The organism is Actinoplanes sp. TBRC 11911, from assembly GCF_012933445.1.
Classification (GTDB): domain Bacteria; phylum Actinomycetota; class Actinomycetes; order Mycobacteriales; family Micromonosporaceae; genus Actinoplanes.
Map to the genome: position 1 here is coordinate 46,892 of NZ_JABBNC010000007.1, position 22,455 is coordinate 69,346.

The window sequence follows — 22,455 nt, forward strand, 5'->3', positions numbered from 1 at the left end:
CCGCACCAGGTGCTGGAACCGGAACGGGACCTGGCCAGAGGGGTGGATCTGATGGGCCTCCTCGAACGCATTCAGGCGCGCCGCCGCGGCGAGCTGCAGCGAGCGTGGCCGGTCGGCAAGGGCGAGCTGGTTGCCCCGGATTACGCGTACGGCCACGATCAGGGCGAGTTCGCGCCGGAGGAGTACGGCGACTACGCCGCGACCAGCAACGACATCTATTCGGTGGTCGCGTTGCGGGCCCGGATGATGTCGAAGCTGAGGCTGCAGTTCTTCCACGGCGACGGCGCCGAGAAGCGCGAGGACACCACCCACCCGGCCGTGCAGCAGTTCCGCAAGGTCAACCCGTTCTGGACCGCGGCGCGGCTGAGCCGCATGGACGAGATGTGCATGGGTTTGTGGGGTGAGACCTACTGGGCGCTGGAACCGCCGCAGCGGCGCGGTGAGCCGGGCGAGATCTGGTGGTTGAAGCCGTCGCGGGTGCGGCCGATTCCGCATGAGACCGGCTATATCCAGGGCTACGCGTACCACTCGGTGTCCGGGCAGATCATCACGTTCGCGCCTGATGAGATCTGCTGGTTTCGCTACCCGAACCCGATCGACGAGTTCTCGCCGCTGTCGCCGCTCGCGGCGGCCCGGCTCGCCGCCGAAACCAGCGCGGCGATGGACCGCAGCAACATGGCGCTGTTCAAGCGCGGCATGCAGGTGGCCGGCATCGTCGTTCCGCCGGCGGACAAGGTGACGTTCTCCAAGGAGCAGGCCGAGGATTTGGAGCAGGCGCTTGAGCGGCGGCTATCCGGTGCGGATAAGGCGCACCGGTGGGCGGTGCTGCGCTACGAGGCCAACTTCAAGCAGATGGCGATCACCAACCGCGACGCCGAGTTCGCGGCCGGCCTCAACATCAGCTTCCGGAAGGTGTGCCGCACGTACGGCATCCCGTCGACGCTGCTCAACGACCTGGAGAACGCGACGCTGTCGAACACCCGTGACCTCGAGCGGATGGCGTGGGACACCACGCTGATCAGCGACGCGGACTTCCGGGCCGAGGACATCCGCGAGCAGTACCTGACCCGGTTCAAGGGCGGCCCGGACTACTGTGCGTACGACTACACGCAGGTGGCCGCGCTGCAGGAGAGCTCGACCGAGTCGTGGACGCGTGAGGCGCAGGCCCTGGACCGGGGTGCGATCACGATCAACGAGTGGCGGAAGAGCAAGGGCATGGCGCCGGTGCCGTGGGGCGACAAGCCGTACCTGCCCGTGAACAAGGCCCCTGTCGGCGCCGACGGGCAGCTCGAGCTGCCGGAGCCGAAGATCCCGCCGGTCGACCCGACCGCGGACCCGGCAAGAGCGCCGGACGACGAGGTCAATCCGGCCAACCAGGCGCCGCAGGTTTCCGGCGAGAAGGCCTTGGATCACCTGGCGGCGCGCCGGCTGCTGATGTCGTTCGGCCCGATCAATGGGGTGCGGTTGTGAGTGGACATTTCGATCCGGATCAGCCACGCGATCCGGAGGGCAAGTGGACGTCCGGGCCCGGCCTGTCGGGCCTGCCGTCGGTGCTGTCGAGCGTCGATCTCAGTCTTGGCGGTAAGTCCGGCCGGATCGAGTCGAAGCCGGGCGGCAAAGTCACGTTCGGCCTCGGCGGGGCCGAGGTCGAGCTCGACCGCGAGCCCGGTGCTATCGAGCTGGCCAAAGCGCTCGGCAAGCCGAAGGGCGAGCACGAGATCGTCGGCGCCGACGGCCACCCGGCCCTGCGCCTGCGGCCCGGTAACGGCGACGAGGTCGAGGTCGATGTCCTCGGCAAGGACGCCACGACGGTGACGCTGAACCGCACCGAGCGGGAGAAACTCGCGACGGACGTGGATCGGGCCGCGGCCGCGCAGCGCCTCGAGGTGGCCAGCGGCCCGGTCGACGTCTATCTCAGCCCGGGCGGCGACCTCGGTGTGCGGACCAAGGTCGGCGATCAGGACGCGCGAGCGCTCGAGTTCGACGCCAAGTCCTGGCTGAAGCTACGCGATGCCGAGGACGTGCTGACCGAGGGCTACGACGAGTTCGGCGACTACACCGATGCTCCTTACACCGAGGTCGACCGGCTGACGATCCCGACCAATCAGGGCTCGATCCTGCTGGAGAAGACGAGCCCGGGCGCTAACGGCAACATCCGCTGGAGCCAGGTGGGCTCCGACGACTGGTCGCTTGAACACGGCGCAAGCCACGCCGACCCGTTCAACAAGGGACTCAAATACATCGAGTACGAGTCCGAGGCCGGCGCCGCTTTCAATCCGAAGAACCTGGAGTGGTACCGGTCGCGGGCCGGCGCCATGTTCGGGCGCGCCCAGAAGGGCCGGAACATGCGAACTGCTCCCCGCCGGATCTACCGTGCGACCGGGCACATTGACCGGTCTGCGCTCGCCGACGACCAGCCGCTGCGGGTGATCATGGCCAGCGAGGGCCGCATGGCCGACGGCATCGACCTGCGGATGGCCGGCGCGAATCTGGCCCGCTACCGCGGGAACCCGGTGCTGGGCTACGGCCACACGTACGGGGGCCGGGAGAACCTGCCGATCGGCCGGGTCAACCCGGACTCCCTGCGGGTCGAGGGCAAGCATCTGGTCGGCGACCTCGACTTCGACCAGGACGATCCGTTCGCCCTCAAGGTCGAGCGAAAGATGCGCGCCGGCTACCTGAACGCCGTCTCGATCGGGTTCGAGGTCACCGAGTGGGAGAACGGCCAGGGCGACTATTGGCGCGGCGGCGTCGCGTCGGGCTGGGAGCCGGCCGAGCTCTCCGTGGTGCCGGTGCCGATGGACGCGACTGCGCTGGTCACCTCCGGCCGCTCGCTCGACGACGCCGAGATGGCCGAGCTGCTGCGCCGCTTCGAGGCTGCGCTCCGCTCGGGCCGCGGCCCGATGTGGCTGGGCACGGATCCGGAGATCCGTCCCCGTGAAACGAAAGACGTCCCTGGGCCGCCGGCGCAGGAGATCAACCAGGACGCTGCGCGCTCGCTGCTCGCGGCCTTCGCACCCAAGGAGATCGGATGAGCGACCAGCTCACCCTGGACGCGCTGGCCACGGAGGTCCGGCAGCGTCTCGAGGCCGTGAACAAGGACCAGGCCGAGCGCCTCTCGGACGAGCGGCTGCGGCAGCTCATCACCGAGGCGATGGACGGCCTCACCAAGGACGAGGAGTTCGTCCGCAAGATCCGCTTCGGCTCGGGCTCGGCCGACACGCAGCTGGTGGGCACGAAGTACGCCCGGTGGGGCCTGTCGGTCAGCGACGTCGAGTTCCTGCACGACCTGATGAGCTCGCACCGCGGACAGCGGCTGAAGAACGGTACCCACCCGGGCCCGTCGGAGGAGCTGCAGCGCACGTTCGACAGCATCTCCGCGGCCCGCTACCTGTCGGCGGACAAGGTTATGGCGATGGACCGCAAGGCCATCGACGACCTGTTCCCGCGGATCCCGCTGACCGAGTTCCACGGCTCCGACCGCGAGCTCGCCCGGGCGGGCAAGTTCGAGCTGACCGGCGCGTACCAGCGGGCGATCCGCGCGATGGACACCCAGACCTCCGGCGAGGGCCAGCAGCTGATCGGCGCCCAGTACGTGGGCGAGCTGTGGGACGCGCCGCGCCAGCTGGGCAAGGTGTTCCCGCTGATCGACAGCTTCGAGATGACCGACCCGACGGCGTACCTGCCGGTCGAGGTGGACATCCCGGAGATGCTGTTCGTCCCGGAGAACCTCGCGAGCAACTCGTCGGACTACGCCACCGTCGAGACCGGCTCGCAGCGGGTGCAGGTCGATGCGAAGAAGTTCATCATCCACCAGATGTGGTCGGGTGAGATGGACGAGGACTCGATCATCCCGTTCGTCCCGTTCCTGCGCCGGCAGGCGGCGTACGCGGTCGCGCACTACGCGGACTCACTGGTGATCAACGGCGACAACACGAACGCGGCGACCGGCAACATCAACCTCGACGACGCCGACCCGGCCGACACCAAGCACTACCTGGCGTTCGACGGCATCCGGCACGCGGCGCTGGTCGACAACACGGCCAACGCCAAGGACGCGACCGGCTCGGCGGCGACGTGGGCGCAGCTGATCGGCATGCGCAGCCTCATGGTCGACCGGACCCGCCTGGTCGACTGGGGCCACCCGACCGACCCGGACGACCTGATCTACGTGTCCGAGCCGGACACCGCCGACCGCATCGCCCAGCTGGACGAGGTCGTCACGGCCGACAAGTACGGCCCGGCCGCGACGGTCTTCACCGGCGAGGTGTCGCGCATCGGCCGCAACCGGCACATCGCGTCGATCGCGGTCCCGAAGACCGAGGCCGACGGCAAGGTGTCGACCACGGCGAACAACAACACGCTGGGCCAGACGGTGCTGTTCAACCGCAGGGGTTTCAAGGTCGGCTGGCGCCGGCGCGTGATGGTCGAGTCCGAGCGTCTGCCGGGCCGCGACCAGACCCGGCTCGTGTACTCGCTGCGCCTGGGCCTCGGCCGGTTCACGCCGACCGGTGCCGCGTCCGGGATCGAGTCGGCTGCGGTGCTCTACAACCAGTCCACGGCCGCGAGCTAAGCGACCCGTAACCACCCGCCGCGGGCGGCCGGCCTGGTGCTGGCCGCCCGTTGGCGTGGAAGGAGTGAGAGATGGCGGGACGCGATCGCAACGCGACGTGGCCGCGGGACCGGGCTAACCGGATCTCGGTCAAGGCGGCGGAAACCCTGGCCGCGAACCGGACGATCACACCAGCAGAGGTGGAGCGGTATCAGCTGATGGCGTTCAACGCTGTGGCGACCGGCCGGACCATCACGCTTCCGCCCGAGGAGTCCTCGGCGGGCGTGCAGCTGTTCATCATCAACGCCAGCTCCGGTGCCGCTGCGCTGACCGTGCAGAACGACGCGGCCGGCGCGGTGACGGTGATCCAGCAGAGCGAGTCGGGCATGGTCGTCTGCGACGGCACGTCCTGGTTCGCGATGACCGGGGCGGTCAACTCCTGATGGCCCGCTACCAGGTCGCCCACAAATACCGGTCCACTCGCGACGGCCAGCAGTTCGGGCCGTACCTCGTGGGCGATGTAGTCGAGCTGAGCGACGAGGATGCCGCCTGGGTCAACCGGGACTCGCCCGGTTGCCTCGAGGCGGAAAAGCCAGCCAAGCCCGAGCCTGACCCCGATCCCGAGCCTGACCCGGCCGACGACGCCGAGCCGGAGCGCGAGAAGCCGCCGACGCCGAACCGGCAGCGCCGCGGCGGCGCGAACCGGAGCAGCTCGTGACGGTGCGGATTTCGACGGCCGCGCGTAACGCCGCCGCGGCCGCGGTCGCCGCCCTGGTCGACGGCGGCTCCGGGGCCGGACGGCTGCGCATCTACACCGGCGCCCAGCCGGCCGGGCCTGGGACGTCACCGTCGGGCACACTGCTGCTGGACATCCCGTTCAGCGACCCGGCGTTCGGGGCACCGTCGAACGGCACGGTCACCGCGGACGACACCCCGGCGCTGACCGGTACCGGCGCGGCGACAGGCACCGCCGGATGGTTCCGGCTGCTCGACTCGACCGAGGCGGCCGGGACCGGGCTCGGCGTGGTCGACGGGTCGGTCACCGCGACCGGTGGGGGTGGCGACGTCACGCTGTCGACGACCGCGATCAGCACCGGTCTGTCCGTCACGGTCACCTCGCTGACGATCACGCAGCCCGCCAGCTGATCGAGGGGGCCGCGCGGTGGCGAACCTGTTCACGACGCAGACGCCGTCCGGGGCGGACAACAGCGACGGCGCGCCAGGCATCACCACGGCCACGACGTTGCGGTTCGCCCAGAACGGGTACATCACCGCGGTGCGCTTCTACGCGACCAGCACGGTCGGCGGAACGTACACGGGTGCCGTCTGGCAGGTCACCTCGCCGGACTCCGCCTCGGCCGGCACGCTGCTCGCCTCCGAGGTGCGCGCGAGCTCACCGGCGGCCGCCGGCTGGAACCTGATCCCGCTGGACACGCCGGTGCCGGTGACCGCCGGCACGCTGTACCGCGTCGGGACGCACAATTCCGAGGGCCGGTACGTCAGCCGCAGCGGTTTCTTCAACGGCGCCGGGCTGAGCAACGGCGACATCTCGGCCCTCGAGGACGGCGAGATCGTCGGCGGGATCGGCACCATCCGGCAGGGAACGTTCGAGGTCAACGCCGCTCTCGCGTACCCGACGGACTTCTTCGGCAGCACCTGCTACTTCGCCGACGTCGAGTTCGTGCTCTCCCTCGAGGAGGCGGTCACCGGGTCGGGCGCGATCGCGTTGCCTTCGCTGACCGCGGCCGGCGCCGGCATCGTGTCCGCTACCGGCTCTGGCGCGATCGCGTTGCCCGCGATCACCGCGGCGGGCGCGGGGGTGGCCACCGCGGCGGGCGCCGGCGGGCTGACCCTTGCGCCTCTCGCGGCCGCCGGATCCGGTACCGCGGCCGCGGCGGGCAGCGGCGCGATCGTCCTGCCTTCGCTGAGCGTCTCGGGTGTCGGCAGCTCACCCATCACCGGCGCGGCCGCGCTGATCCTGCCGGCCTTGCGGGTCACCGGTTCCGGCGCGGTCGAGGGCGGGCCGTCGTCGCCGAACGCGGCGCTGGTCGCGACATCGCGCAGGCCGGTGCTGTCCACGACATCTCGCCGCCAGGTCATCACGACGACCGGGCGGGCGATCCCGCTGTAGGAGGTGCCGGATGGCGATGGCCACGTACGACCTCGGCGACGCCGTCCCGCTCGAATACTTGGCGTACGACGGCGACGGCAACCTGGTCGACGCCGCGGTGGCGCTGACCGTCACCGCCCCCGACGGCACCAACCCGGACGTGACGCTTGAACACCCGAGCGTCGGCGTGTACCGGGCGCTCGCGCCAGCGAACCAGCTGGAATTCTGGGCCGGAGCGTGGACCGTGTCCGGCGCGGTCACCGACGTCAAGCTGGTGACCTGGACCGTGGTCGCCCGCACGACGCCGGCCTACACCGACGCCGAGAAGGTCAAGAAGGCGCTGACCGGGCAGTCCGGTGCGCAGCCGATCGACGTGCGCGGTGACCTGATCGACGACGCGATCGGCGCCGCGTCCCGGCAGATCGACAACCGGTGCGGCCGGCGGTTCTACGCCGACACCGGCCTGGTCGCCCGGATTTTCCCGGCGCTCGACCGGTTCATCACGACGCCCGACGGTGCCCAGTCGCTGCACATCGACGACCTCGCCTCGCCGACCGGCCTGATCGTGGAGACCCGGACACGGTTCGGCTCGCCCTGGTCGCCGGTCACGGGCTTTGAGACCGGGCCCGACAACGCGGCGCTCGATGGCCGGCCGTCGACGGAGATCCTCGCCGTGGCCGGGTGGCTGAGCGACGCCACGAAGGTGCGGGTGACCGGCCGGTGGGGTTGGCCGTCGGTGCCGGACGAGGTGTCGCAGGCGTGCGCGCTGCAGGCCGCGCGGCTCTACCGCCGCAAGGACTCTCCGGAGGGCGTGCTGGGCAACTCTGAGTGGGGCGCGGTGCGGGTGTCCCGGTTCGACCCGGACGTGGAATCGCTGATCGCCCCGTACATCCTGATCACCGCCTAGGAGGCGTAGTGCGTAGCACCGAGACGATCCTCAAGGACCTGCGCAAGCGCGCGGCCGCAGGAGAGGACGTGCGGCAGCAAATAATCTCTCAGGAGACGATCGCCCGGCTGGTGGCCGAGCTGGCCACCGTCGACACCGACGACGTCGACCGCGCGCGCGGGCTGATCGGCCAGATCGGCGTGCACATGCGCCTGGTCGAGGAAGAACCCGCATTTCCTGAGCCCGCGCTGCCCGAGCGCAGGCCGGAGGCCGCGGCGAAGTGAACGTCCTGTCGATCAAGAAGGGCATCGCCGCGAACGCCCGGCAGGTCAAGGGTTTGACGGCGTACGCGTTCTGCCCGGACGCGATCGAGCCGCCGACGTTCTACTGCGGTGAGGTCGAGATCAAATATCACCAGACCTACGGCGGGGACGCCGAGGTCATGGTCATGGGCTACCTGCTCACCTCGCACGCCGAGGACGAGGCCGGGCAGGCGCTGCTCGACCAATACCTGTCGGTCGGCACGGCGAAGAGCGTGGTCGACGCGATCGAGGGCCTGCCCGGTAATCCGCAGTCCCTCGGCGGGGCCTGCGACGACCTGGTGATCGGCAACGCGACCGGTTATCGGACCTACCAGGTCGGCACCGGCACCTTCTACGGAGCCAAGCTGCCGATCACGGTCATCGGCGTACGCAGTCAGGAGTAGCGATGGCCAAGCAGACCCTGCGCAACGTCCGCCTGTTCATGGGCGGTTGCGACCTCACCGGCCAGTCCAACAAGCTGGAATTGAGCGGCGAGTTCGAGGAGAAGGACTCGACCTGCTGGCCGGTCGCCGACTCCCAGACTCGCATCGCCAAAGAGATCCTGTTCGGCCTGTTCAGCGCGAAGATCGCCGCATCGGGCCTGTGGGACGCCGGCGATCCCTCGCTGGTCGACGACGCGTTGTGGGCCAGCCGCGGCGGGTTCGCGGGTTGGACCGCCTGTCCGGACGGCTCCCTCGAGGCGGCGGTCGCCTACATGATGACCGCGGGCGAGTCGTCCTATCAGCTGCTCGGCGCGCCCGGTGATGTCGCTCCGTGGCAGGCGTCGATGACCGGGACCGGCTGGATGGCGCGGGGGCAGGTGGCCAGCGCGCCCGGGACCGCGCGGACCGCGACCGGCACCGGCACGATTCTCAACCTCGGCGCCGTTCCGGCGGGTAAGCGGCTGCACGCGTCGCTGCATGTCCTGTCGATCGCGGGCACGGCGACGCCGACGATCACCACGAAGGTTCAGTCGGCGGCCGCGGTCGGGTTTTCCGGCCCGACCGACCGGATCACGTTCGCGGCCGCCACGGCTCTCGGTGGCCAGTATCAGACCCTGGCCGGGCCGATCACCGACGGTTTCTACCGGCTGTCGTGGACGATCACCGGCACGACGCCGTCGTTCCTGGTCGCCGCCGCCATCGGCATCGACTAGCCCATTCCGCTCTTCGTCTTCGGCCCGGCCGTCCGCCGGGCTTTTTTCATGCCCGAAGGAGGCCCGTCGTGGCCAAGCAAACGATCAAGGCGGCCTTTCTCGGCGTCAACGGTGTCGACCGGTCGTCGTGGTGCAGCAAGATCGAGTTGACGATCGAGTACGAGGAGAAGGACGCGACCGTTTTCACCAGCGGCGGCGCGAAGGAGATCTTGTACGGGCTGGAGGGATCCAAGCTCGCGGTCACCCTGAAAAACGACGTCGCGACCGGGCAGCTCGACGAGCTGCTGTGGGCGCTGCGCGGCACGATCGTGCCGTTCGAGGTCCGGGTCTCCAACGCCGTGGTTGGCGTGTCCAACCCGAAGTACACGGGGTCCGTCGGCATCGGCACGCTGACCCCGATCTCCGGCGCTCCGGGCGACGTCAACGAGGCCTCCTACACGTGGACGTGCTCCGGGCCGATCACCCGGGCTACCGCCTGAGTCATGGACGCTGTCGCTATCGAGCCGGACCACGACTCATTCACCCGGGTCGCCCGGGCGCTGCGCGACGAGGCGCCCGGCCGGGAATGGCGGCAGGATCTGTCCAAGGGCATGGGGGCCGCGCTCGCCCCGGGCGTCGCCGCCGTCCGCTCGGCCGTACTCTCGCGCGGCGGTGGCGCCGGCCACGAGGGCCAGCCGCTGCGCCAGGCGGTCGCCGCCGCGGTGCACGTAGTCCCGCTCGACTCGGGCGCCACGATCGTCGCCGATCACACCCCGCAGGTCCGCCAGTTCGCACACGCCCCGAAGCGACTCAACGAGCGCGGGGGCTGGCGGCGCCGGGTCTTCGGTTCCAACGTCACCGTCATCCAGATCGGCGCCCCCGGCTGGTTCGACGACACCCTGCAAGACAACTCCCGGTTGCACGCCGCCGCGTACGCGGCACTCGACGGGCGTGCCGGCCGCATCGCCAGGAAGGTTTGACCCTTGTTCCTCGAATACAGCCCGGAAGGCCAGCCGACGCAGCGCTGGCACATGAAGCCCGGAAACTTCCGGGTGCCGGAGATGAAGCTCATCCAGCAGGTGTCCGGCATCAAATGGGGCCAGTTCGCCGCCGAGCTGCAGCTCGGCAACATCGACGCTCTGCAGGCGCTGCTGTGGACCTACCTGCGCCGCCAGCACCCCGCGCTCAAGATCGAAGACGTCGACTTCGCCGGCGACGAGGTGAAGCTGGTCAAAGACGTCGACGAGCTCGAGCAGGACCTGGCCGACCTCGAAGACGCCAAGGGCAGCATGCCCGAGGCCGAGCGGCTGGCAGGCATCGCGTTCACCCGGATCGCGATCCGGTCGGCGCCGCTGTCGCCGGGAAAAGCCCAGGCGGTCACTCCTGCCGAACCGGCGCCGCAGCCCGAGGCGCTGCCGATGGATGCCCCGGCGGCTGTCTCGACGCCGACGGCGGACCCGGCTCTCTCGACGAGCTGATCGACCGCTACTGGTACGGGATCCTGCGGCTGCACAAGATTCCGCCGTGGGACCTCGATCGGCTCACCGTCGACCAGCTCACATTTCTGACCAGGCAGGTCGACGCCCACAACGCCGAGATGGCCAAGCTCAACAACTGAGGGGGCCGGGTCATGTCGGAGGTCTCCCTCGCGTTCAACGCGGTCGGCCGTGACCGGGGCGTCAACGCGCTGCTGACCCGCACGAGCAACGCGGTCACCGCCGCGAACCTTCGCTCCGCCGCGTCCACCGTGGCGCTCGGCGGGGCGATGGCGTTCACGGCGGCCCGGGCGGTCGCGCTCGCGTCGTCGGCGCTGTCGGCGGCCGGCGCCGCCGCGGCGATCCCGGCCGGGCTGGCCGGCGGGGTCGCGCTCGTCGGCGCGTACAAAGCGAACACGTTCGGCCTGGCGGACGCCTGGAAGGCCACCGGCGTCGCGGCGACCGGCGGTGGCGGGAAGGCGTCGCAGGCGGCGCAGAAGGCGGTCAACGACGCCCGGGCGGTGCGGGACGCGCAGTACGCGCTCGCCGACGCCCAGCGCGAGGCCGCCCGGGCCACCGAGGCCGTCAACCGGGCCCGCGCCGAGGAGAAGGAACGCCTCGAGGACCTGTCGCGGTCCCTCGCAGGGTCTCGCCTCGACGAGGAAGCCGCCACCCAGGCAGTCGCTAAAGCCGCGCAGGACCTGGCGGTGGCCCGAGCGGGCGGCAGCAACTACGACATCCAGCAGGCCGACCTCGCCTACCGCCAGAGCCTGCAGACGCTGGCCGAGGCGAAGGACCGTACGCAAGACCTGGCCACTGAGCAGGCCGACGGGGCAAAGAAGGGCGTCGAGGGCAGCGATGCCGTGCAGCAGGCGCTGCAGCGGCAGGCGGATGCGCAGGAGCAGGCGCGGCGGGCGGCCGAGCAGCTCGCCGACGCGCAGACCAAAGTGGAGACCGCGAGTGCGGGCGCGGCGGGTGGCGGGATCGACCCGGCCGCGGCCGCGCTCGCGAAGCTGTCCCCGGCCGGCCGCGACGTGATCCTGACGTTGCGGGGGTTGGTGCCGGCATGGCAGGGCGCGGCCCGTGCCGGTCAGCAGGCCACGTTCAAAGGCGTGGCCGGGGATCTGCGGGTGTTGTCCGCGACCTACCTGCCGATGGCCACGTCGTGGCTGACCCGGATGGGCGGGAGCTTCAACACGGCAATACGGCAGAGCTTGGGGCTGGCCACCGCCCGCGACACCGTCCGCGACGTCGGGATTTTCACGGGCAACACCGCGGCGGCGACCGACCGGTTGGCGGCCGCGGTCCGGCCGGTGCTCAACGGCATCCTGCAATGGGTCACCGTCGGGTCCAGCTTCCTGCCGGGCTTCGCTGGTGGGGTCACCGATCTGGCGAAGCAGTTCGAGACGTGGTCGATCCGGATGCGCGAGTCCGGGAAGGCCGCGGACTGGATCCGCACGGGCGTCGGCTACCTGAGGCAGTTCTGGGCGATCGCGGTCAACGTCGGTGCGACGCTGCTGGCCATCGTCCACGCCGGAGGCGACGGGGGCGGCACCCTGGACTTCCTGGTCCGCGGCTCGGCTGCTCTGCGGGCGTGGGTGCAGAGCGCCGAGGGCCAGCAGAAGATCGCCCAGTTCTTCGCGGTGCTGCGCGGTGCCGTGGCGCAGATCGGGCCGCTGCTCGGCGACCTCGCCGGCCACAGCGACGACGTTGGCAGCGCGGTGCACATCTTCGGCGAGTCGGCTCAGTTCGCCGTCGACCACCTCGGCCCGCTGCTCAAGTTCCTGCCGGTGCTGGCCGCCGGCTATCTGCTGCTCAAGCACTCTGGCATCGCGGCCGGCGTGAGCCTCGGCGTTAAGGCTTTCCAAATCGCCTCGCAGTTCGCGATGGCCGCGGCAATCCGGGCCCACACCGTGGCGCTGCGGGAGAACACGGTCGCCTCCGGTACGGCGGCGGCGGCGACCGCCACGAACACCGCGGCGGACAACGCAGGTACCTTCGCCAAGGGCCGTGCCGCCGTAGCGCTGGTGGCCCAGAAGGTGGCGACGGTCGCCTCCACGGTGGCCACGGGCGCAGCGACCGCCGCTCAGTGGCTGTGGAACGCGGCCATGTCGGCGAACCCGATCGGACTGGTGATCCTCGCGATCGCCGCCCTGGTCGCCGGGGTGATCCTGCTGTGGAAGCACTCCGACGGCTTCCGGGCGTTCTGGATCGGCGCATGGCACATGATCCAGTCCGCAGCCTCGGCGGTCTGGGGGTGGGTGAAGAAAAACTGGCCGTTACTGCTGGCGATCTTGACTGGCCCGATCGGGGTCGCGGTCCTGGCGATCACCAAAAACTGGGACAAGATCAAGTCCGGAGCGGGCGCGACGAAAGACTGGATCGTCTCCAAGTTCACGTCGCTGACCAGCTGGTTTTCTGGTCTGCCGTCGCGGCTGGGTAAGGCGCTCGGCGCGCTGTCGCGGTTCTTCACCGCACCGTTCCGGGCGGCGTTCAACGCCGTAGCCGGCCTGTGGAACCGCAGCCTCGGCGGCATGCGCTTTTCGGTGCCGGGCTGGGTGCCCGGCCTCGGCGGCAACTCCTTCGGCATCCCCACGGTTCCGTACCTGGCCAAGGGCGGCATCGTGCCCGCCGTGCGCGGCGGTATGCCGATCGTGGCCGGCGAGGGCGGCCAGCGTGAGGTCGTCGCCCCGCTCGACGAGCTGCCGCGGCTGCTGCAGAACGCCGGTGGAAGCGGTGGCACCACCCGGGTGTGGTTCGACTTCGACGGCGCCGAACGCGAATTCGCGAAGTGGTTCCGCAAGGCCATGCGCACCCAAAACCTGCTGAACGCGTGAGGGAGGCGTCATGGCGTTTCCTCAGACCGTGCTGCCCGTGCGGGTGAAGCTGGCACTGGGCGGCAGCCCGAAAGCCGATCCGGCGACGTGGGTGTGGACCGACATCACACAGTGGGTGCGCACCGCGTCGGCTATCGAGATCACGGCCGGCCGCTCGGACGAAGGATCCAAGGTCGACCCGGGCAAATGCACCTTGACGATCGACAACCGCGACGGCCGATTCAGCACGCGCAACATCCTCGGCGCGTGGTACGGGCAGATCCGCAAGGGCACCCCGTTGCGGGTCGGCACGATCTCTGGCGCGGCGACCTGGACGGCTGCGGCGGCCAGTACCTGGGGCACGCCGGAGACCGGCGGGCCGTGGACCCTCGAGGGCGGCGGCTGGTCGGCCAGCGCCGGCATGGGCCGGGTGTCGTTCACCGGCGCGGGGTTCGCGCAGTCGGCGATCCTGACCGGTGCGAGCTGCAGCGACGGCGACGCCACGTTCGTCGTCAGCTCGCCCGTGATCGCCACCGGCGCCTCGCTGCGCTACGGGCTGCAGGTCCGCTACACCGACAGCTCCGACCACCTGCACGTGCGGTGCGAGCTCGACCTCTCGGGCGCGGTCAAGGGCATCATCGGCCGGCAGTCCGGCGGGACGCTGACGGACCTGGCGTCGGCGACGACCGCGTTCACCTACTCCGCGAACGAGCGGATCAAGGTACGCGTCCAATGGGACGGCCCGGCGATCCGGCTACGTATCTGGGAGGAGGCGTCGCCGGAACCGACGACGTGGACGGTCACCGCCAACGACACGGTCTGCCAGGGCTCCGGGGTCGGGTTACGCCCGTGGCGGCCGGCGGCGAACACCAACGCCGGCACCGTGATCATGTCCTTCGACGACCTCGAGATCGAGGCGATCGAACACACCGGCGTCGTGTGGGAATGGCCGCCGCGCTGGGACAAGTCGCGTAAGGACGCGACCGCCACGATCACCTCGTCCGGGATCCTGCGTCGCCTGCAGCAGGGCAAAACGCCGCTGCGGTCCCCGATCACCCGGATGGTGCTGCGCAACAGCCCCTGGGCGTTCTGGGCGCTCGAGGACGAGTCCGAAGCCAAATCGGCCGCCTCGGCGCTACCGCGCGGTACGGCAGCCGGCGCCAACAACGTCGAGTTCGGCCAGAACAGCCCGGTACTGCCCGGCGCCCTGCAGACCGTCGGCATGACCGCGAGCACAGTGCTCGCGGCGTCGTTCCTGCCCATGGGCACGCCCACGGTATGGGCGGTGGTGTGGTTCGCGCAGCTGCTCGCCCCGCCGGCGGCCCGGACCACGATCATGAAGGTCACCTCGACCGGGACGGTGCGGACCTGGACGTTCGACCTGGACGCCACCGGCATGTATCTGACCGGGGTCGACGCCGACGGCAACACCGTGATCAGCGCGATCAACTCCTACGCGGCCCAGATCACCCCGCCGCGGTGGATCGCCTACGACCTGATCGTCACGCAGGTCGGCGGCACGATCGACGCGAAGCTGCTCATCGCGGGCATCGACGTCACGATCAGCGGCGGTTTCTTCATGTCGGACACCGCTACCGGGACGATCGGGGCGCCGACCGGCTGGCGCGCCGAGGGCTCGCTCGGTTTCAACGGCGGCCGGATGGCCTCCGTAGCCGCGTACAACCACGAGCCCCCGTTCATCGACGCCGAGTTCATCAACGCGGCCAACGGCTACGTCGGCGAACTCGCCGCCGCCCGCGTCAAACGGCTCTGCGCGGAGCAAGGCGTCCAACTCGTCGTCGAGCCCGGCGACTCGGAACCGCTCGGCGCCCAACGCGTCGACACGTTTTTGAACTTGTTGTACGCGGCGGAGGCCGCGGACCTCGGGATCTTGTACGAGCGTGGTGCCGGGCTCGGCTACCGGCCCCGGTACGCGCGATACAACCGGGCGGTCGAGCTCGCGCTCGACTTCGCGCCCGGTGATGTCGCCGAGCCGCCAGAGCCGACCGACGACGACCAGCAGCTGCGCAACTCCTGGACGATCACGCGGGACGGCGGGTCCAGCGCGGTCGCCCAGGACGACGCCTCTATCGAGGCCGTCGACCTGCTCGACGACAGCGCCACGGTCGCCATCGCCACCGACGACCGCCTGCCCGACTGGGCCAACTGGCGCTTGAAGACGACCACGGTCGACGAGTACCGGTGGCCGCTGATCGTGCTGCAGCTGGCCCGCAACACCGGGCAGATCCCGCTGTGGCGGGCGGCGAAGCCGTTCCCCCGGACCACGATCGCCAACGAACCGTCGCAGGTGGCCGGCAACGCGGTCGACATCACGGCGCTGGGGCACACGCAGCGGCTGGAGCCCTACTCGTGGACGGTCGAGCTCAACTGCGCGCCGACCGGGCCGTGGGGCGAGGTCGGCGTGTACGAAAAGTCGCGGTGGAACCCGCGCACGACCACCCTCAAGACCGGGGTCACCAACAGCGCGATCTCGCTGATCTTCCGCACAACCAACCTCGCGATCACCTGGTCGACGAACACGCCCTACGACGTGGTCATCGCGGGTGAACGCCTCACCGTCACGGCGATGGGGACCGCCTCGCTGGTGTCCGGAGCCAACGAACAGACCGCCACCGTCACCCGCGGCACGGTCAGCAAGCCTCTCCCGGCCGGCGCTGAGATCCGCATCGCCGCCCGACAACGATACGGACTGTAGGAGGCAGCTGTGCCGCTCGCCGGTGACGAGATCTTTCTCGACGACTTCCTGCCACAGCTCGGCCCCTGGACCGCTTTCACGCCGACGTACGGGGCTGCCGGCGGCAGCCCCGCGATCGGTAACGGCAGCCTCGTCGGCCGCTACCTGCGCATGGGCAAGACGGTCTTCTACGTCGCCCGCATGACCTGGGGTTCGACCACGGTCACCGGCACCAGCTTCCTGCGGTTCGGGCTGCCCTCCACCCCGAACGCGGCCATCGACTACATCGGCTCGGCGATGCTGCTCGACGTCTCAGCCGGTACGGCCGGCTACCTCACCTCCACGTCAATGGCCTCTGCCGTGCCCTACGTCCTCATCGGCGCTCCGACCGGTGGCCTCGTCACGAACACCATTCCGTTCACCCTCGCGTCCGGCGACATCGTCCGCTGGGCCGGCACCTACGAAGAGCCCTAAGGAGAACGATGACGATCTACGGCTCGGACGTCTCGCACTACGACCTGCCCAACACCATCGCGATGATCCGCGAGGGCATCGTCTTCCAGACACACAAGGCCGGCGGGGACTCCAACGCCGGCGACACGGAACTCGATGACTGGTGGGCATACGTCAAGGGCACCGATCCGGACGAGGTGCTGCTGGGCACCTACTGGGTGCCGCGGCCCGACCTCTACGGCAACCCGACCAGCGAGGCCGACCGGTGGCTGGGTGTGTTGAACCGCAGCTGCCCTGGCTGGACGGGCCGCGAGCACATTCTGCAGATCGACGCGGAGAAGTGGCCGGCCGGGGCGAAGACCAAACCGAACCGGGCCTACATCCAGACGCTGGCGAACCGGCTGATGGCCAAGATGCCCAAGCTGCGGCCGCTCTGCTACGCCTCGAAAGGCCAGTACGGCGACGAACTCCGTGGCCTGACGATCCCGTTGTGGAACGCCCGCTACCCGCTGCCGAACACGACCGGCGATTTCAAGTCGCTGTACGCGCGGATGGGCGGCGACAAAGGCGGCGGTTGGCAGACCTACTCCGGGCAAATGCCTGTCATCTGGCAGTACAGCTCGACCGCGACCATCGGCGGTCAGACCACATCGGACGCCAATGCGTTCCGCGGAACACTGGCGCAGCTCAAAGCACTTGTCGCCCCCGGCTGGGCGGCACCAACCGAGGGGGAAGACGTGGAACTCACCGACAAGGTCGGCAGCAAGGCGTGGCCCAGCCGCGACCTGCAGGACTTCATCCTGGACCTGCACGGCTTGCGCGACGTGCTCAAGGGTGACCAGACGGGCACCAAGGCCGCCGGATACGCGCCGGACTCACCGCTTCTCGAGCTGCTCGGCATCCCGGCCAGGGTGGCCAGCATCGAGGCGAAGCTGGACAAGATCATCGACGCGCTCCCGACGTCGTGACGCAGCCGCCCAACGGCGGCGTGATCATCACTCTCGCGGACATCTACGGGCAGCTGGTGGCGCTCACTCAGCGGGTGGACACGTCGCTGGCGCGGCAGGACCGCGCCGATCAGATAATCGCGGAGCATGAGGCGGACCTGCGTCCGCTGGCCAGTGCCGCGCAGCAGCTGCTCGACCACGAGTCGCGGATCCGGACGATCGAGAAGTCGCGGTGGCCGATCACGTCGGTGACCGTGCTGCTGGCGATCGCGTCGCTGGCCGTAGCGGTTGCGGTAGCGCTCACCCGCTAGCGCAGGCTGCGGTCAGTGCATCAGGTCGGTGCGGGTGCCCTGGCCCAGCTTGGTCGCGGCGTACGTCTCGACGGTCTCGACCGACCAGCCGTCGGCGCCGCCGAGCTCGATGTCCGGCTTGGGCAGGCGGCCTCGGCTCTTGTACGAGCGCAGCGTGGTGACGGCGATGCCGAGTCGTCGCGCGAATGCGTCGTCGCCGAGGTACTGCGTCGCGGGCCGCCCATACTCGACCTCCGCCGTGAGCGCGCGCACCTGGTCGTGAGTGAGGTCGGACGCGTCGGCGATCTGGTCCTCGCTCAGCAGCTGGTCGCGTAACGCGGCCAGGACGACCCGGTGGAGCTGGGCGGTGGCGGTCTGGTGTGCCTGCCAGCGTTCCGGGCCGGGCGTGCCGGAGGTCAGCGCGGCGTGCCGCGCGTCGCCGTGGGTCTGCAGGACCTCGATGGTGCGCTCGGTGCGCTGCCGGCGCAAGGTGGCCGACGTCCGGATGGCGCGGCCGACGTCGACGAGCAGCGCGATCGCGTCGTCCATGTCGGCGTCGTCGATGCCCTCGATGCTGGTCGGCCGGTCCATCCAGGTGTAGCGCCACTGTTCACCGATCGTCGGCTCGGCGAACGGGTCGGGGTGCCCGGGCCGGCCGTGCAGGTTCGCGCAGTGGCCGCGCTCGACGTGCCAGGTGTCGGCCTGGCGGGTGTCGGGCCGCCGCCACTCGGCGTCCCAGCGGATCTCGACGGTGATGCCGTCGGCGGTCGTGATCTCGGTCGGGCGGTTCGTGAGGTCGAACGTCGTCATGCATCTATGCAACCACACATTGCAAAGTGATGCAACGAGAGATTGCAAAGTTTAGGGAGGCACTCATGCTCACCAAGCAGTTCTGGAAACAGACGATCGAGCGCGCGATCAAGACGTTCGCGCAGACCTCGCTCGCGCTGATCGCCGTCGACGGCCTCGGCATTACCGATCTGGCCTGGGGCCACACGCTCGACGTCGCCGGACTGGCCACCCTGGCGTCCGTGCTGACGTCGATCGTGACGTCCGGCGTCGGCGAGCCGGACAGCCCGAGCGCGGTCAAGGCCGAGTAGCACGCGCCTCATCTGCCGCGATCCGTGCCACGTCGGCCACCGTCAGCAGGATCAGCGGGTCGCCGTACTCCCAACCTTCGACGGCCAGGCCGTGGCCACGCTCTTCGGGTGGCGGAGGTAGCAGCCCCGCGCGCTCGGCTGCGTCCGCGGCCGCGATCAGTCTCTGCTCGATCCGCTTCGCTAACTCGTCCATAGTGGGACGGTAGCCAACCCATCGACATGACGCAGGCCCCTGTGGATAAGCCTCACGGCTATCCACAGGGGCCCGCGTTTTTGCGCTTGTCGACTAGCCGACAAGCACGTAGACGCCGAGGCCAACGGCCGCGATGACGATGCTCCAGAAGCCGATCAGCCACAGCGTGGCGAGGAATCCGACGATGCGACTGGCGCGGTTCAGCCGGCGGTTTGCCCGATCGAGACTCGACATGTTCCACAGAGTGAAGCCGCCGCGCGTTCCATGCACGTGCCGGTGGTCCGTTGTGGATGATCGGCGTCGATGACCGGCCAATCGGGCGATCGCTTAAGCAAGTTCGCCCGGCCGGAATGTCTGCGATGCCGGGGCACAGCTACTCCGGGCCTTCAGGCCCGTCGGCGATCTCGGGCCGGTGCTGGCGGACCCATTCCTCGACGTCGTCGGCTAGCCAGACGTAGCCCATCTCCAGCTTGGCGATGGGCTCGGGAAAGTTGCGGCGCTGGGTGATCTGGTAGACGCGCGCACGGCCGACTCCACCGAGACGTCGGCCGATCTCTGCGGGCCCCATCAGCTTGATGTCCCTACGCGACGGCATAGCACGCACGCTAGAGATGATCACGCTATGCGCACGTGTATACACGGAAGTTCTATGCGCATGTCATATCCCAGCGTATAGTCCCGAGCTGACGTCGGCGGAACTTTCTCGGCACCGTCGGATGATCACGTGGGGGGTACGCTCCCGCCCGCCGTCGTCACCCCGGACGGGGGTGGCGTGGTGACTGACCTGCGTCGTCGCTGCGTCACCCTCTCGACGCAGGGGAGGCGCAACATTGATCAGGGCCCGCGATCAACTCGTCTTCGGGATCGGCGCCGAGGTCACCGTCATGCCACGTGACCGCGACGACTACATCCTCCAGTTCCAGCGTTACGCGGTCGTCTCGCGGACTGTGCCCGGCGAGGCCTGGCTGTACTACGTCCGGCTGAACAACGTGACGCCCAGCCGCGAGTTCGGGCCGCTCGAAGAGTGGCAGCTTCAGCCCGGCTGGAGGGACCAACGCGGCCAGTGGCGCCGATGGTGAGTACCCGTGACTCGTACCCCGAGCCCCCAGCAGCTGGCCAGAAGAACGCGGCGCGCACGCCACGTCTGCGCCTGGAGCTCAGCCCCGCCGACCAGGTAGCCATCCTCGGCGCCCTAGAGCGCGACATCCGCCTGCCCGACACGGACCACGACACCATCCGCGTCCTGATTGCGAGGTTGACCAGATGAGCACCCAACCGCCCAGGCCCGGCGACCTCGTCCCTATCAAGTGGCCGGACGGACTCCACGACTTCGTCATCGAGTACATCGGGGAGCCGACCGGCTATGGCGCGGCCCAGCCGGGCTGGACCTGGCTGCGCGGGGTGGTCGTCGAACCGGAGGGTCAGCACCGGAACGCCCGGAGCTTCTACGTGCAGCTCGTCGACGGCGAGTACCAGATGCGTGCCGGCCACCTGCCCGCGCGGCTATAACCCCGGCCCCGATCCCCGCCGTCGCAGTGTCGTGACGGCGGTCCGTGTCCCGGCGATCAGGGCCTATGGGCGGGCCCGGAGGGGAGTCGCGATGCACGGCGGATGACCCCGGGAACCGTGATCGATCCCCAGCCGGGCCTGGCCGCAACTCCGAGCGGCTAGGCCCGGTCTTCTTTCGCCAGGTGCGGCCGAAACTGGGCGATCCACGCCTCGACGTCGGCGGTCAGCCAGATCGTTCCGATCGAGAGCTCGGCGGCCGGCTCGGGGAACCCCTTCATCATGGCGATCTGACGGGCGCGGCGGGTGCCCACGCCGAGGCGCACCGCGATTTCCGCGGTGCCCATCACGTCCAGTTTCGCCACGAGGCTGCACGCTAAGGCTTCCGTAGGGGACTTCCGCAGGGCGAATAGCTGCGCCAGAATACGCACGCTGAGCTGGGCGTCAATAAAGGTCGGATCTTTCGGCACGGCCAGCGGAGTCCGTTGTGGACGTTTCGACCGACTTCGATTAAAACGTGCACACATGATCCACGGTGAGGCTGATCTCACTTGTCGTAACGCGGGCGTTAACTAGCCGTCCCCACATGATCACCAAAGGACACGAAGGGACGGGGACAACCTGCCGTGGACACGATCTACGCGATCATCTACCTACCTGAGGGCGAAACCCTCGAAGGCACGTACGCCCAGCAGTGCCTGGCCCACATCGAGCAGCACGGCTACACGCTCTACAGCGTTCTGTACGACTGGGACCTGATCAACAAGACCATCGACGCCGGGCCGGCCACCGTCGTGGTCGTCGCACGCGAGGAACACCTCGACCCGAGGCGTACGCCCCGGGTCGAGTTCGTCGGACACGAGATCCGCACCCGCGTGCGGTTTGACCAGAAGGAGACCCGCAGGATCGGCGCCCACCACCGCCGGCCCCGGATCATCTCCTAAGGGTTGATCCTCGTCGGCACCGCCAGGCCGGCCACCACGGCGGCCTGGCGGGCCTTGTTGATGCCGACGTACCGCTGGGTGGTGCTGACGAATGCATGCCCGAGTAGGTCCTTGACCAGCATGATGTCGTGGCCGGAGTCCTCGTACACCTGGGTCGCGAACCGCTTGCGGAACGAGTGCATCGACCGCTCCTTGTATCCGAGGCTCTGCTGCAGGTGTCGGTTCCCTGCGGCGATCACCTTCTTGCGGTCCATCGGGACGCCGGCGACGTCCAGGGCGAGCGGCCCGGCCGGCCGGTCGCAGAAGCGCTCCCAGATCGCGGGGTGTGTCGGCACCGACCGCCACTTGCCGCCCTTGCCGTAGATCCGGACCTTCTCCTTCGTCATGTGCTGCCGCTGCGTGTGAGAGATCTCGATGCAGCGCATGCCGGCGAACGCAGCCAGGAAGTACAGGTCGAGGTATGGCTCCCTGGCCCGGGCCAGGATGTCCGCCAGCTCCTGCTCGGTGACCGGCTCGGCCTCCTGCTCCGCGTCGCCGCGGATCTGCGGCAGGAGCGCGCTCGCGTTGAAGTCGACGCGCGGCTCAAGGGGGTTCGACGCCCACTTCCCGAAGCCGCGGGCGATCGTGCTGTAGAACGCGTACGTGCTGTCGCCCCGCTCGCGCTCGGGGTTATAGATCCAGGCGTGGATCTCGTCGGTGGTGGCGCAGGCAAGCCCGGCCGGCAGGTCGCGGTCCATCGCGCGCAGGACCGGGATGTAAATCTCGATGGTTGTCGCGGCCTTGCGCTTGAACTTCAGGTAGGCCTCGTACTGGGCGATCAGGTCGGTCGCCGCGCGTTCGGCGGGTTCTGTGGTTAATGTCTCCACGACTGCAGGTCCTCTCTGCGGTCCGGAGCCCTCGGTTGGCGTGGCCGCGCCGTATGCCGGGGGCTCTGTTTTGATGATCTCCGAGGCTTCCGTTCGTGAGATCGATTCACAATCGCCGATCGGCCGGTCAGTTCGGCCGAGCGCCGCCGCGCCTAACAGGTTGCGGCCTTCGTTGGTTCGCCGGG

At 69.4% G+C, this 22,455-nt stretch carries 29 protein-coding genes; 23 read left to right on the forward strand and 6 right to left on the reverse strand.

Annotated features, from left to right (window positions below):
- Window positions 1-51 precede the first annotated feature (51 nt).
- The 19 genes from HH310_RS12530 to HH310_RS12620 all read left to right on the forward strand — a co-directional run bounded on the left by HH310_RS12530 (window position 52) and on the right by HH310_RS12620 (window position 17,682).
- A complete protein-coding gene (locus HH310_RS12530; protein ID WP_169175685.1) occupies window positions 52-1,470 on the forward strand; it encodes a phage portal protein in 1,419 nt (472 codons plus the stop codon).
- Entirely contained in the window at window positions 1,467-3,035 is a 1,569-nt protein-coding gene (locus tag HH310_RS45320; RefSeq protein WP_169175686.1) for an HK97 family phage prohead protease, read from the forward strand. The genes HH310_RS12530 and HH310_RS45320 overlap by 4 nt, the downstream gene beginning before the upstream one ends.
- Window positions 3,032-4,573 (forward strand): phage major capsid protein, encoded by a 1,542-nt coding sequence (locus HH310_RS12540; RefSeq protein WP_169175687.1) that lies wholly within the window; start codon window positions 3,032-3,034, stop codon window positions 4,571-4,573. The genes HH310_RS45320 and HH310_RS12540 overlap by 4 nt, the downstream gene beginning before the upstream one ends.
- 71 nt (window positions 4,574-4,644) lie before the next feature.
- A complete protein-coding gene (locus HH310_RS12545) occupies window positions 4,645-4,995 on the forward strand; it encodes a hypothetical protein (protein ID WP_169175688.1) in 351 nt (116 codons plus the stop codon).
- Window positions 4,995-5,270: a hypothetical protein gene (locus HH310_RS12550; RefSeq protein WP_169175689.1), complete on the forward strand. Its 276-nt coding sequence runs from the start codon at window positions 4,995-4,997 to the stop codon at window positions 5,268-5,270. The genes HH310_RS12545 and HH310_RS12550 overlap by 1 nt, the downstream gene beginning before the upstream one ends.
- Window positions 5,267-5,698: a hypothetical protein gene (locus tag HH310_RS12555; protein WP_169175690.1), complete on the forward strand. Its 432-nt coding sequence runs from the start codon at window positions 5,267-5,269 to the stop codon at window positions 5,696-5,698. The genes HH310_RS12550 and HH310_RS12555 overlap by 4 nt, the downstream gene beginning before the upstream one ends.
- Window positions 5,699-5,714: 16 nt before the next feature.
- Window positions 5,715-6,683 carry a DUF4082 domain-containing protein gene (locus HH310_RS12560; RefSeq protein ID WP_169175691.1) on the forward strand — a complete coding sequence of 323 codons (969 nt, stop codon included), beginning with the start codon at window positions 5,715-5,717 and terminating at the stop codon, window positions 6,681-6,683.
- Between the two features lie 10 nt (window positions 6,684-6,693).
- On the forward strand, window positions 6,694-7,569 hold the full coding sequence (locus tag HH310_RS12565; protein WP_169175692.1) for a hypothetical protein: 876 nt from the start codon (window positions 6,694-6,696) through the stop codon (window positions 7,567-7,569).
- Window positions 7,570-7,577: 8 nt separating this feature from the next.
- Entirely contained in the window at window positions 7,578-7,832 is a 255-nt protein-coding gene (locus HH310_RS12570; protein ID WP_169175693.1) for a hypothetical protein, read from the forward strand.
- Window positions 7,829-8,254 (forward strand): hypothetical protein, encoded by a 426-nt coding sequence (locus HH310_RS12575; RefSeq protein WP_169175694.1) that lies wholly within the window; start codon window positions 7,829-7,831, stop codon window positions 8,252-8,254. The genes HH310_RS12570 and HH310_RS12575 overlap by 4 nt, the downstream gene beginning before the upstream one ends.
- Window positions 8,255-8,256: 2 nt before the next feature.
- On the forward strand, window positions 8,257-9,006 hold the full coding sequence (locus HH310_RS12580; RefSeq protein ID WP_169175695.1) for a hypothetical protein: 750 nt from the start codon (window positions 8,257-8,259) through the stop codon (window positions 9,004-9,006).
- A 68-nt stretch (window positions 9,007-9,074) separates the two neighbouring features.
- Window positions 9,075-9,485 carry a hypothetical protein gene (locus tag HH310_RS12585; protein WP_169175696.1) on the forward strand — a complete coding sequence of 137 codons (411 nt, stop codon included), beginning with the start codon at window positions 9,075-9,077 and terminating at the stop codon, window positions 9,483-9,485.
- A 3-nt stretch (window positions 9,486-9,488) separates the two neighbouring features.
- Window positions 9,489-9,965 carry a hypothetical protein gene (locus tag HH310_RS12590; protein ID WP_169175697.1) on the forward strand — a complete coding sequence of 159 codons (477 nt, stop codon included), beginning with the start codon at window positions 9,489-9,491 and terminating at the stop codon, window positions 9,963-9,965.
- Between the two features lie 3 nt (window positions 9,966-9,968).
- A complete protein-coding gene (locus HH310_RS12595; RefSeq protein WP_169175698.1) occupies window positions 9,969-10,463 on the forward strand; it encodes a hypothetical protein in 495 nt (164 codons plus the stop codon).
- 152 nt (window positions 10,464-10,615) lie between these two features.
- Window positions 10,616-13,297: a hypothetical protein gene (locus HH310_RS12600; protein WP_169175699.1), complete on the forward strand. Its 2,682-nt coding sequence runs from the start codon at window positions 10,616-10,618 to the stop codon at window positions 13,295-13,297.
- 10 nt (window positions 13,298-13,307) lie between these two features.
- Window positions 13,308-15,992 carry a hypothetical protein gene (locus HH310_RS12605; protein ID WP_169175700.1) on the forward strand — a complete coding sequence of 895 codons (2,685 nt, stop codon included), beginning with the start codon at window positions 13,308-13,310 and terminating at the stop codon, window positions 15,990-15,992.
- 9 nt (window positions 15,993-16,001) lie between these two features.
- On the forward strand, window positions 16,002-16,445 hold the full coding sequence (locus tag HH310_RS12610; RefSeq protein ID WP_169175701.1) for a hypothetical protein: 444 nt from the start codon (window positions 16,002-16,004) through the stop codon (window positions 16,443-16,445).
- A gap of 8 nt (window positions 16,446-16,453) precedes the next feature.
- Window positions 16,454-17,392, forward strand: a complete 939-nt coding sequence (locus HH310_RS12615) for a hypothetical protein (protein WP_169175702.1) — start codon at window positions 16,454-16,456, stop codon at window positions 17,390-17,392.
- Complete coding sequence (locus HH310_RS12620; protein ID WP_169175703.1) at window positions 17,389-17,682, forward strand: hypothetical protein; 294 nt, start codon at window positions 17,389-17,391, stop codon at window positions 17,680-17,682. The genes HH310_RS12615 and HH310_RS12620 overlap by 4 nt, the downstream gene beginning before the upstream one ends.
- Before the next feature lie 12 nt (window positions 17,683-17,694).
- Here HH310_RS12620 and HH310_RS43140 read toward each other — a convergent pair whose 3' ends face one another.
- Window positions 17,695-18,471 carry a hypothetical protein gene (locus HH310_RS43140; RefSeq protein ID WP_211192063.1) on the reverse strand — a complete coding sequence of 259 codons (777 nt, stop codon included), beginning with the start codon at window positions 18,469-18,471 and terminating at the stop codon, window positions 17,695-17,697.
- Between the two features lie 65 nt (window positions 18,472-18,536).
- Between HH310_RS43140 and HH310_RS12630 the strand changes: the two genes are divergently transcribed.
- Window positions 18,537-18,761, forward strand: coding sequence for a holin (locus HH310_RS12630; protein ID WP_169175704.1), 225 nt, complete (start codon window positions 18,537-18,539; stop codon window positions 18,759-18,761).
- Here HH310_RS12630 and HH310_RS12635 read toward each other — a convergent pair.
- From HH310_RS12635 to HH310_RS12645, 3 genes are all read right to left on the reverse strand, one after another.
- A complete protein-coding gene (locus HH310_RS12635; protein WP_169175705.1) occupies window positions 18,748-18,954 on the reverse strand; it encodes a hypothetical protein in 207 nt (68 codons plus the stop codon). The two genes, HH310_RS12630 and HH310_RS12635, sit on opposite strands and share 14 nt — an antisense overlap.
- Before the next feature lie 93 nt (window positions 18,955-19,047).
- Entirely contained in the window at window positions 19,048-19,188 is a 141-nt protein-coding gene (locus HH310_RS12640; RefSeq protein WP_169175706.1) for a hypothetical protein, read from the reverse strand.
- A gap of 139 nt (window positions 19,189-19,327) precedes the next feature.
- Window positions 19,328-19,549, reverse strand: a complete 222-nt coding sequence (locus tag HH310_RS12645) for an AlpA family transcriptional regulator (RefSeq protein ID WP_169175707.1) — start codon at window positions 19,547-19,549, stop codon at window positions 19,328-19,330.
- A gap of 235 nt (window positions 19,550-19,784) precedes the next feature.
- On the opposite strand from HH310_RS12645, the gene HH310_RS12650 reads away from it, so the two are divergent.
- Both HH310_RS12650 and HH310_RS12655 read left to right on the forward strand, forming a co-directional pair.
- Window positions 19,785-20,033, forward strand: a complete 249-nt coding sequence (locus tag HH310_RS12650) for a hypothetical protein (RefSeq protein ID WP_169175708.1) — start codon at window positions 19,785-19,787, stop codon at window positions 20,031-20,033.
- 184 nt (window positions 20,034-20,217) lie between these two features.
- Window positions 20,218-20,463, forward strand: a complete 246-nt coding sequence (locus HH310_RS12655) for a hypothetical protein (RefSeq protein WP_169175709.1) — start codon at window positions 20,218-20,220, stop codon at window positions 20,461-20,463.
- Between the two features lie 158 nt (window positions 20,464-20,621).
- Here HH310_RS12655 and HH310_RS45325 read toward each other — a convergent pair whose 3' ends face one another.
- Entirely contained in the window at window positions 20,622-20,930 is a 309-nt protein-coding gene (locus tag HH310_RS45325) for a hypothetical protein (protein WP_312034006.1), read from the reverse strand.
- 156 nt (window positions 20,931-21,086) lie between these two features.
- On the opposite strand from HH310_RS45325, the gene HH310_RS12665 reads away from it, so the two are divergent.
- The gene (locus HH310_RS12665) at window positions 21,087-21,404 is read left to right on the forward strand and encodes a hypothetical protein (protein WP_169175710.1); all 318 of its coding nucleotides are present in this window, start codon (window positions 21,087-21,089) and stop codon (window positions 21,402-21,404) included.
- Here HH310_RS12665 and HH310_RS12670 read toward each other — a convergent pair.
- Window positions 21,401-22,270: a tyrosine-type recombinase/integrase gene (locus HH310_RS12670; protein WP_169175711.1), complete on the reverse strand. Its 870-nt coding sequence runs from the start codon at window positions 22,268-22,270 to the stop codon at window positions 21,401-21,403. The genes HH310_RS12665 and HH310_RS12670 overlap by 4 nt on opposite strands.
- Window positions 22,271-22,455 lie beyond the last annotated feature (185 nt).

Excerpts from the sequence above, each read along its gene's own strand:
- HH310_RS12550 (WP_169175689.1), top strand. The coding sequence starts at position 4,995 with ATGGCCCGCTACCAGGTCGCCCACAAATACCGGTCCACTCGCGACGGC.
- HH310_RS12640 (WP_169175706.1), bottom strand. The coding sequence starts at position 19,188 with ATGTCGAGTCTCGATCGGGCAAACCGCCGGCTGAACCGCGCCAGTCGC.
- HH310_RS12545 (WP_169175688.1), top strand. The coding sequence starts at position 4,645 with ATGGCGGGACGCGATCGCAACGCGACGTGGCCGCGGGACCGGGCTAAC.
- HH310_RS12600 (WP_169175699.1), top strand. The coding sequence starts at position 10,616 with ATGTCGGAGGTCTCCCTCGCGTTCAACGCGGTCGGCCGTGACCGGGGC.
- HH310_RS12635 (WP_169175705.1), bottom strand. The coding sequence starts at position 18,954 with ATGGACGAGTTAGCGAAGCGGATCGAGCAGAGACTGATCGCGGCCGCG.
- HH310_RS12565 (WP_169175692.1), top strand. The coding sequence starts at position 6,694 with ATGGCGATGGCCACGTACGACCTCGGCGACGCCGTCCCGCTCGAATAC.
- HH310_RS12655 (WP_169175709.1), top strand. The coding sequence starts at position 20,218 with ATGAGCACCCAACCGCCCAGGCCCGGCGACCTCGTCCCTATCAAGTGG.
- HH310_RS43140 (WP_211192063.1), bottom strand. The coding sequence starts at position 18,471 with ATGACGACGTTCGACCTCACGAACCGCCCGACCGAGATCACGACCGCC.
- HH310_RS12615 (WP_169175702.1), top strand. The coding sequence starts at position 16,454 with ATGACGATCTACGGCTCGGACGTCTCGCACTACGACCTGCCCAACACC.
- HH310_RS12630 (WP_169175704.1), top strand. The coding sequence starts at position 18,537 with ATGCTCACCAAGCAGTTCTGGAAACAGACGATCGAGCGCGCGATCAAG.
- HH310_RS12645 (WP_169175707.1), bottom strand. The coding sequence starts at position 19,549 with ATGCCGTCGCGTAGGGACATCAAGCTGATGGGGCCCGCAGAGATCGGC.
- HH310_RS12540 (WP_169175687.1), top strand. The coding sequence starts at position 3,032 with ATGAGCGACCAGCTCACCCTGGACGCGCTGGCCACGGAGGTCCGGCAG.
- HH310_RS12530 (WP_169175685.1), top strand. The coding sequence starts at position 52 with ATGGGCCTCCTCGAACGCATTCAGGCGCGCCGCCGCGGCGAGCTGCAG.
- HH310_RS12590 (WP_169175697.1), top strand. The coding sequence starts at position 9,489 with ATGGACGCTGTCGCTATCGAGCCGGACCACGACTCATTCACCCGGGTC.
- HH310_RS12580 (WP_169175695.1), top strand. The coding sequence starts at position 8,257 with ATGGCCAAGCAGACCCTGCGCAACGTCCGCCTGTTCATGGGCGGTTGC.
- HH310_RS12605 (WP_169175700.1), top strand. The coding sequence starts at position 13,308 with ATGGCGTTTCCTCAGACCGTGCTGCCCGTGCGGGTGAAGCTGGCACTG.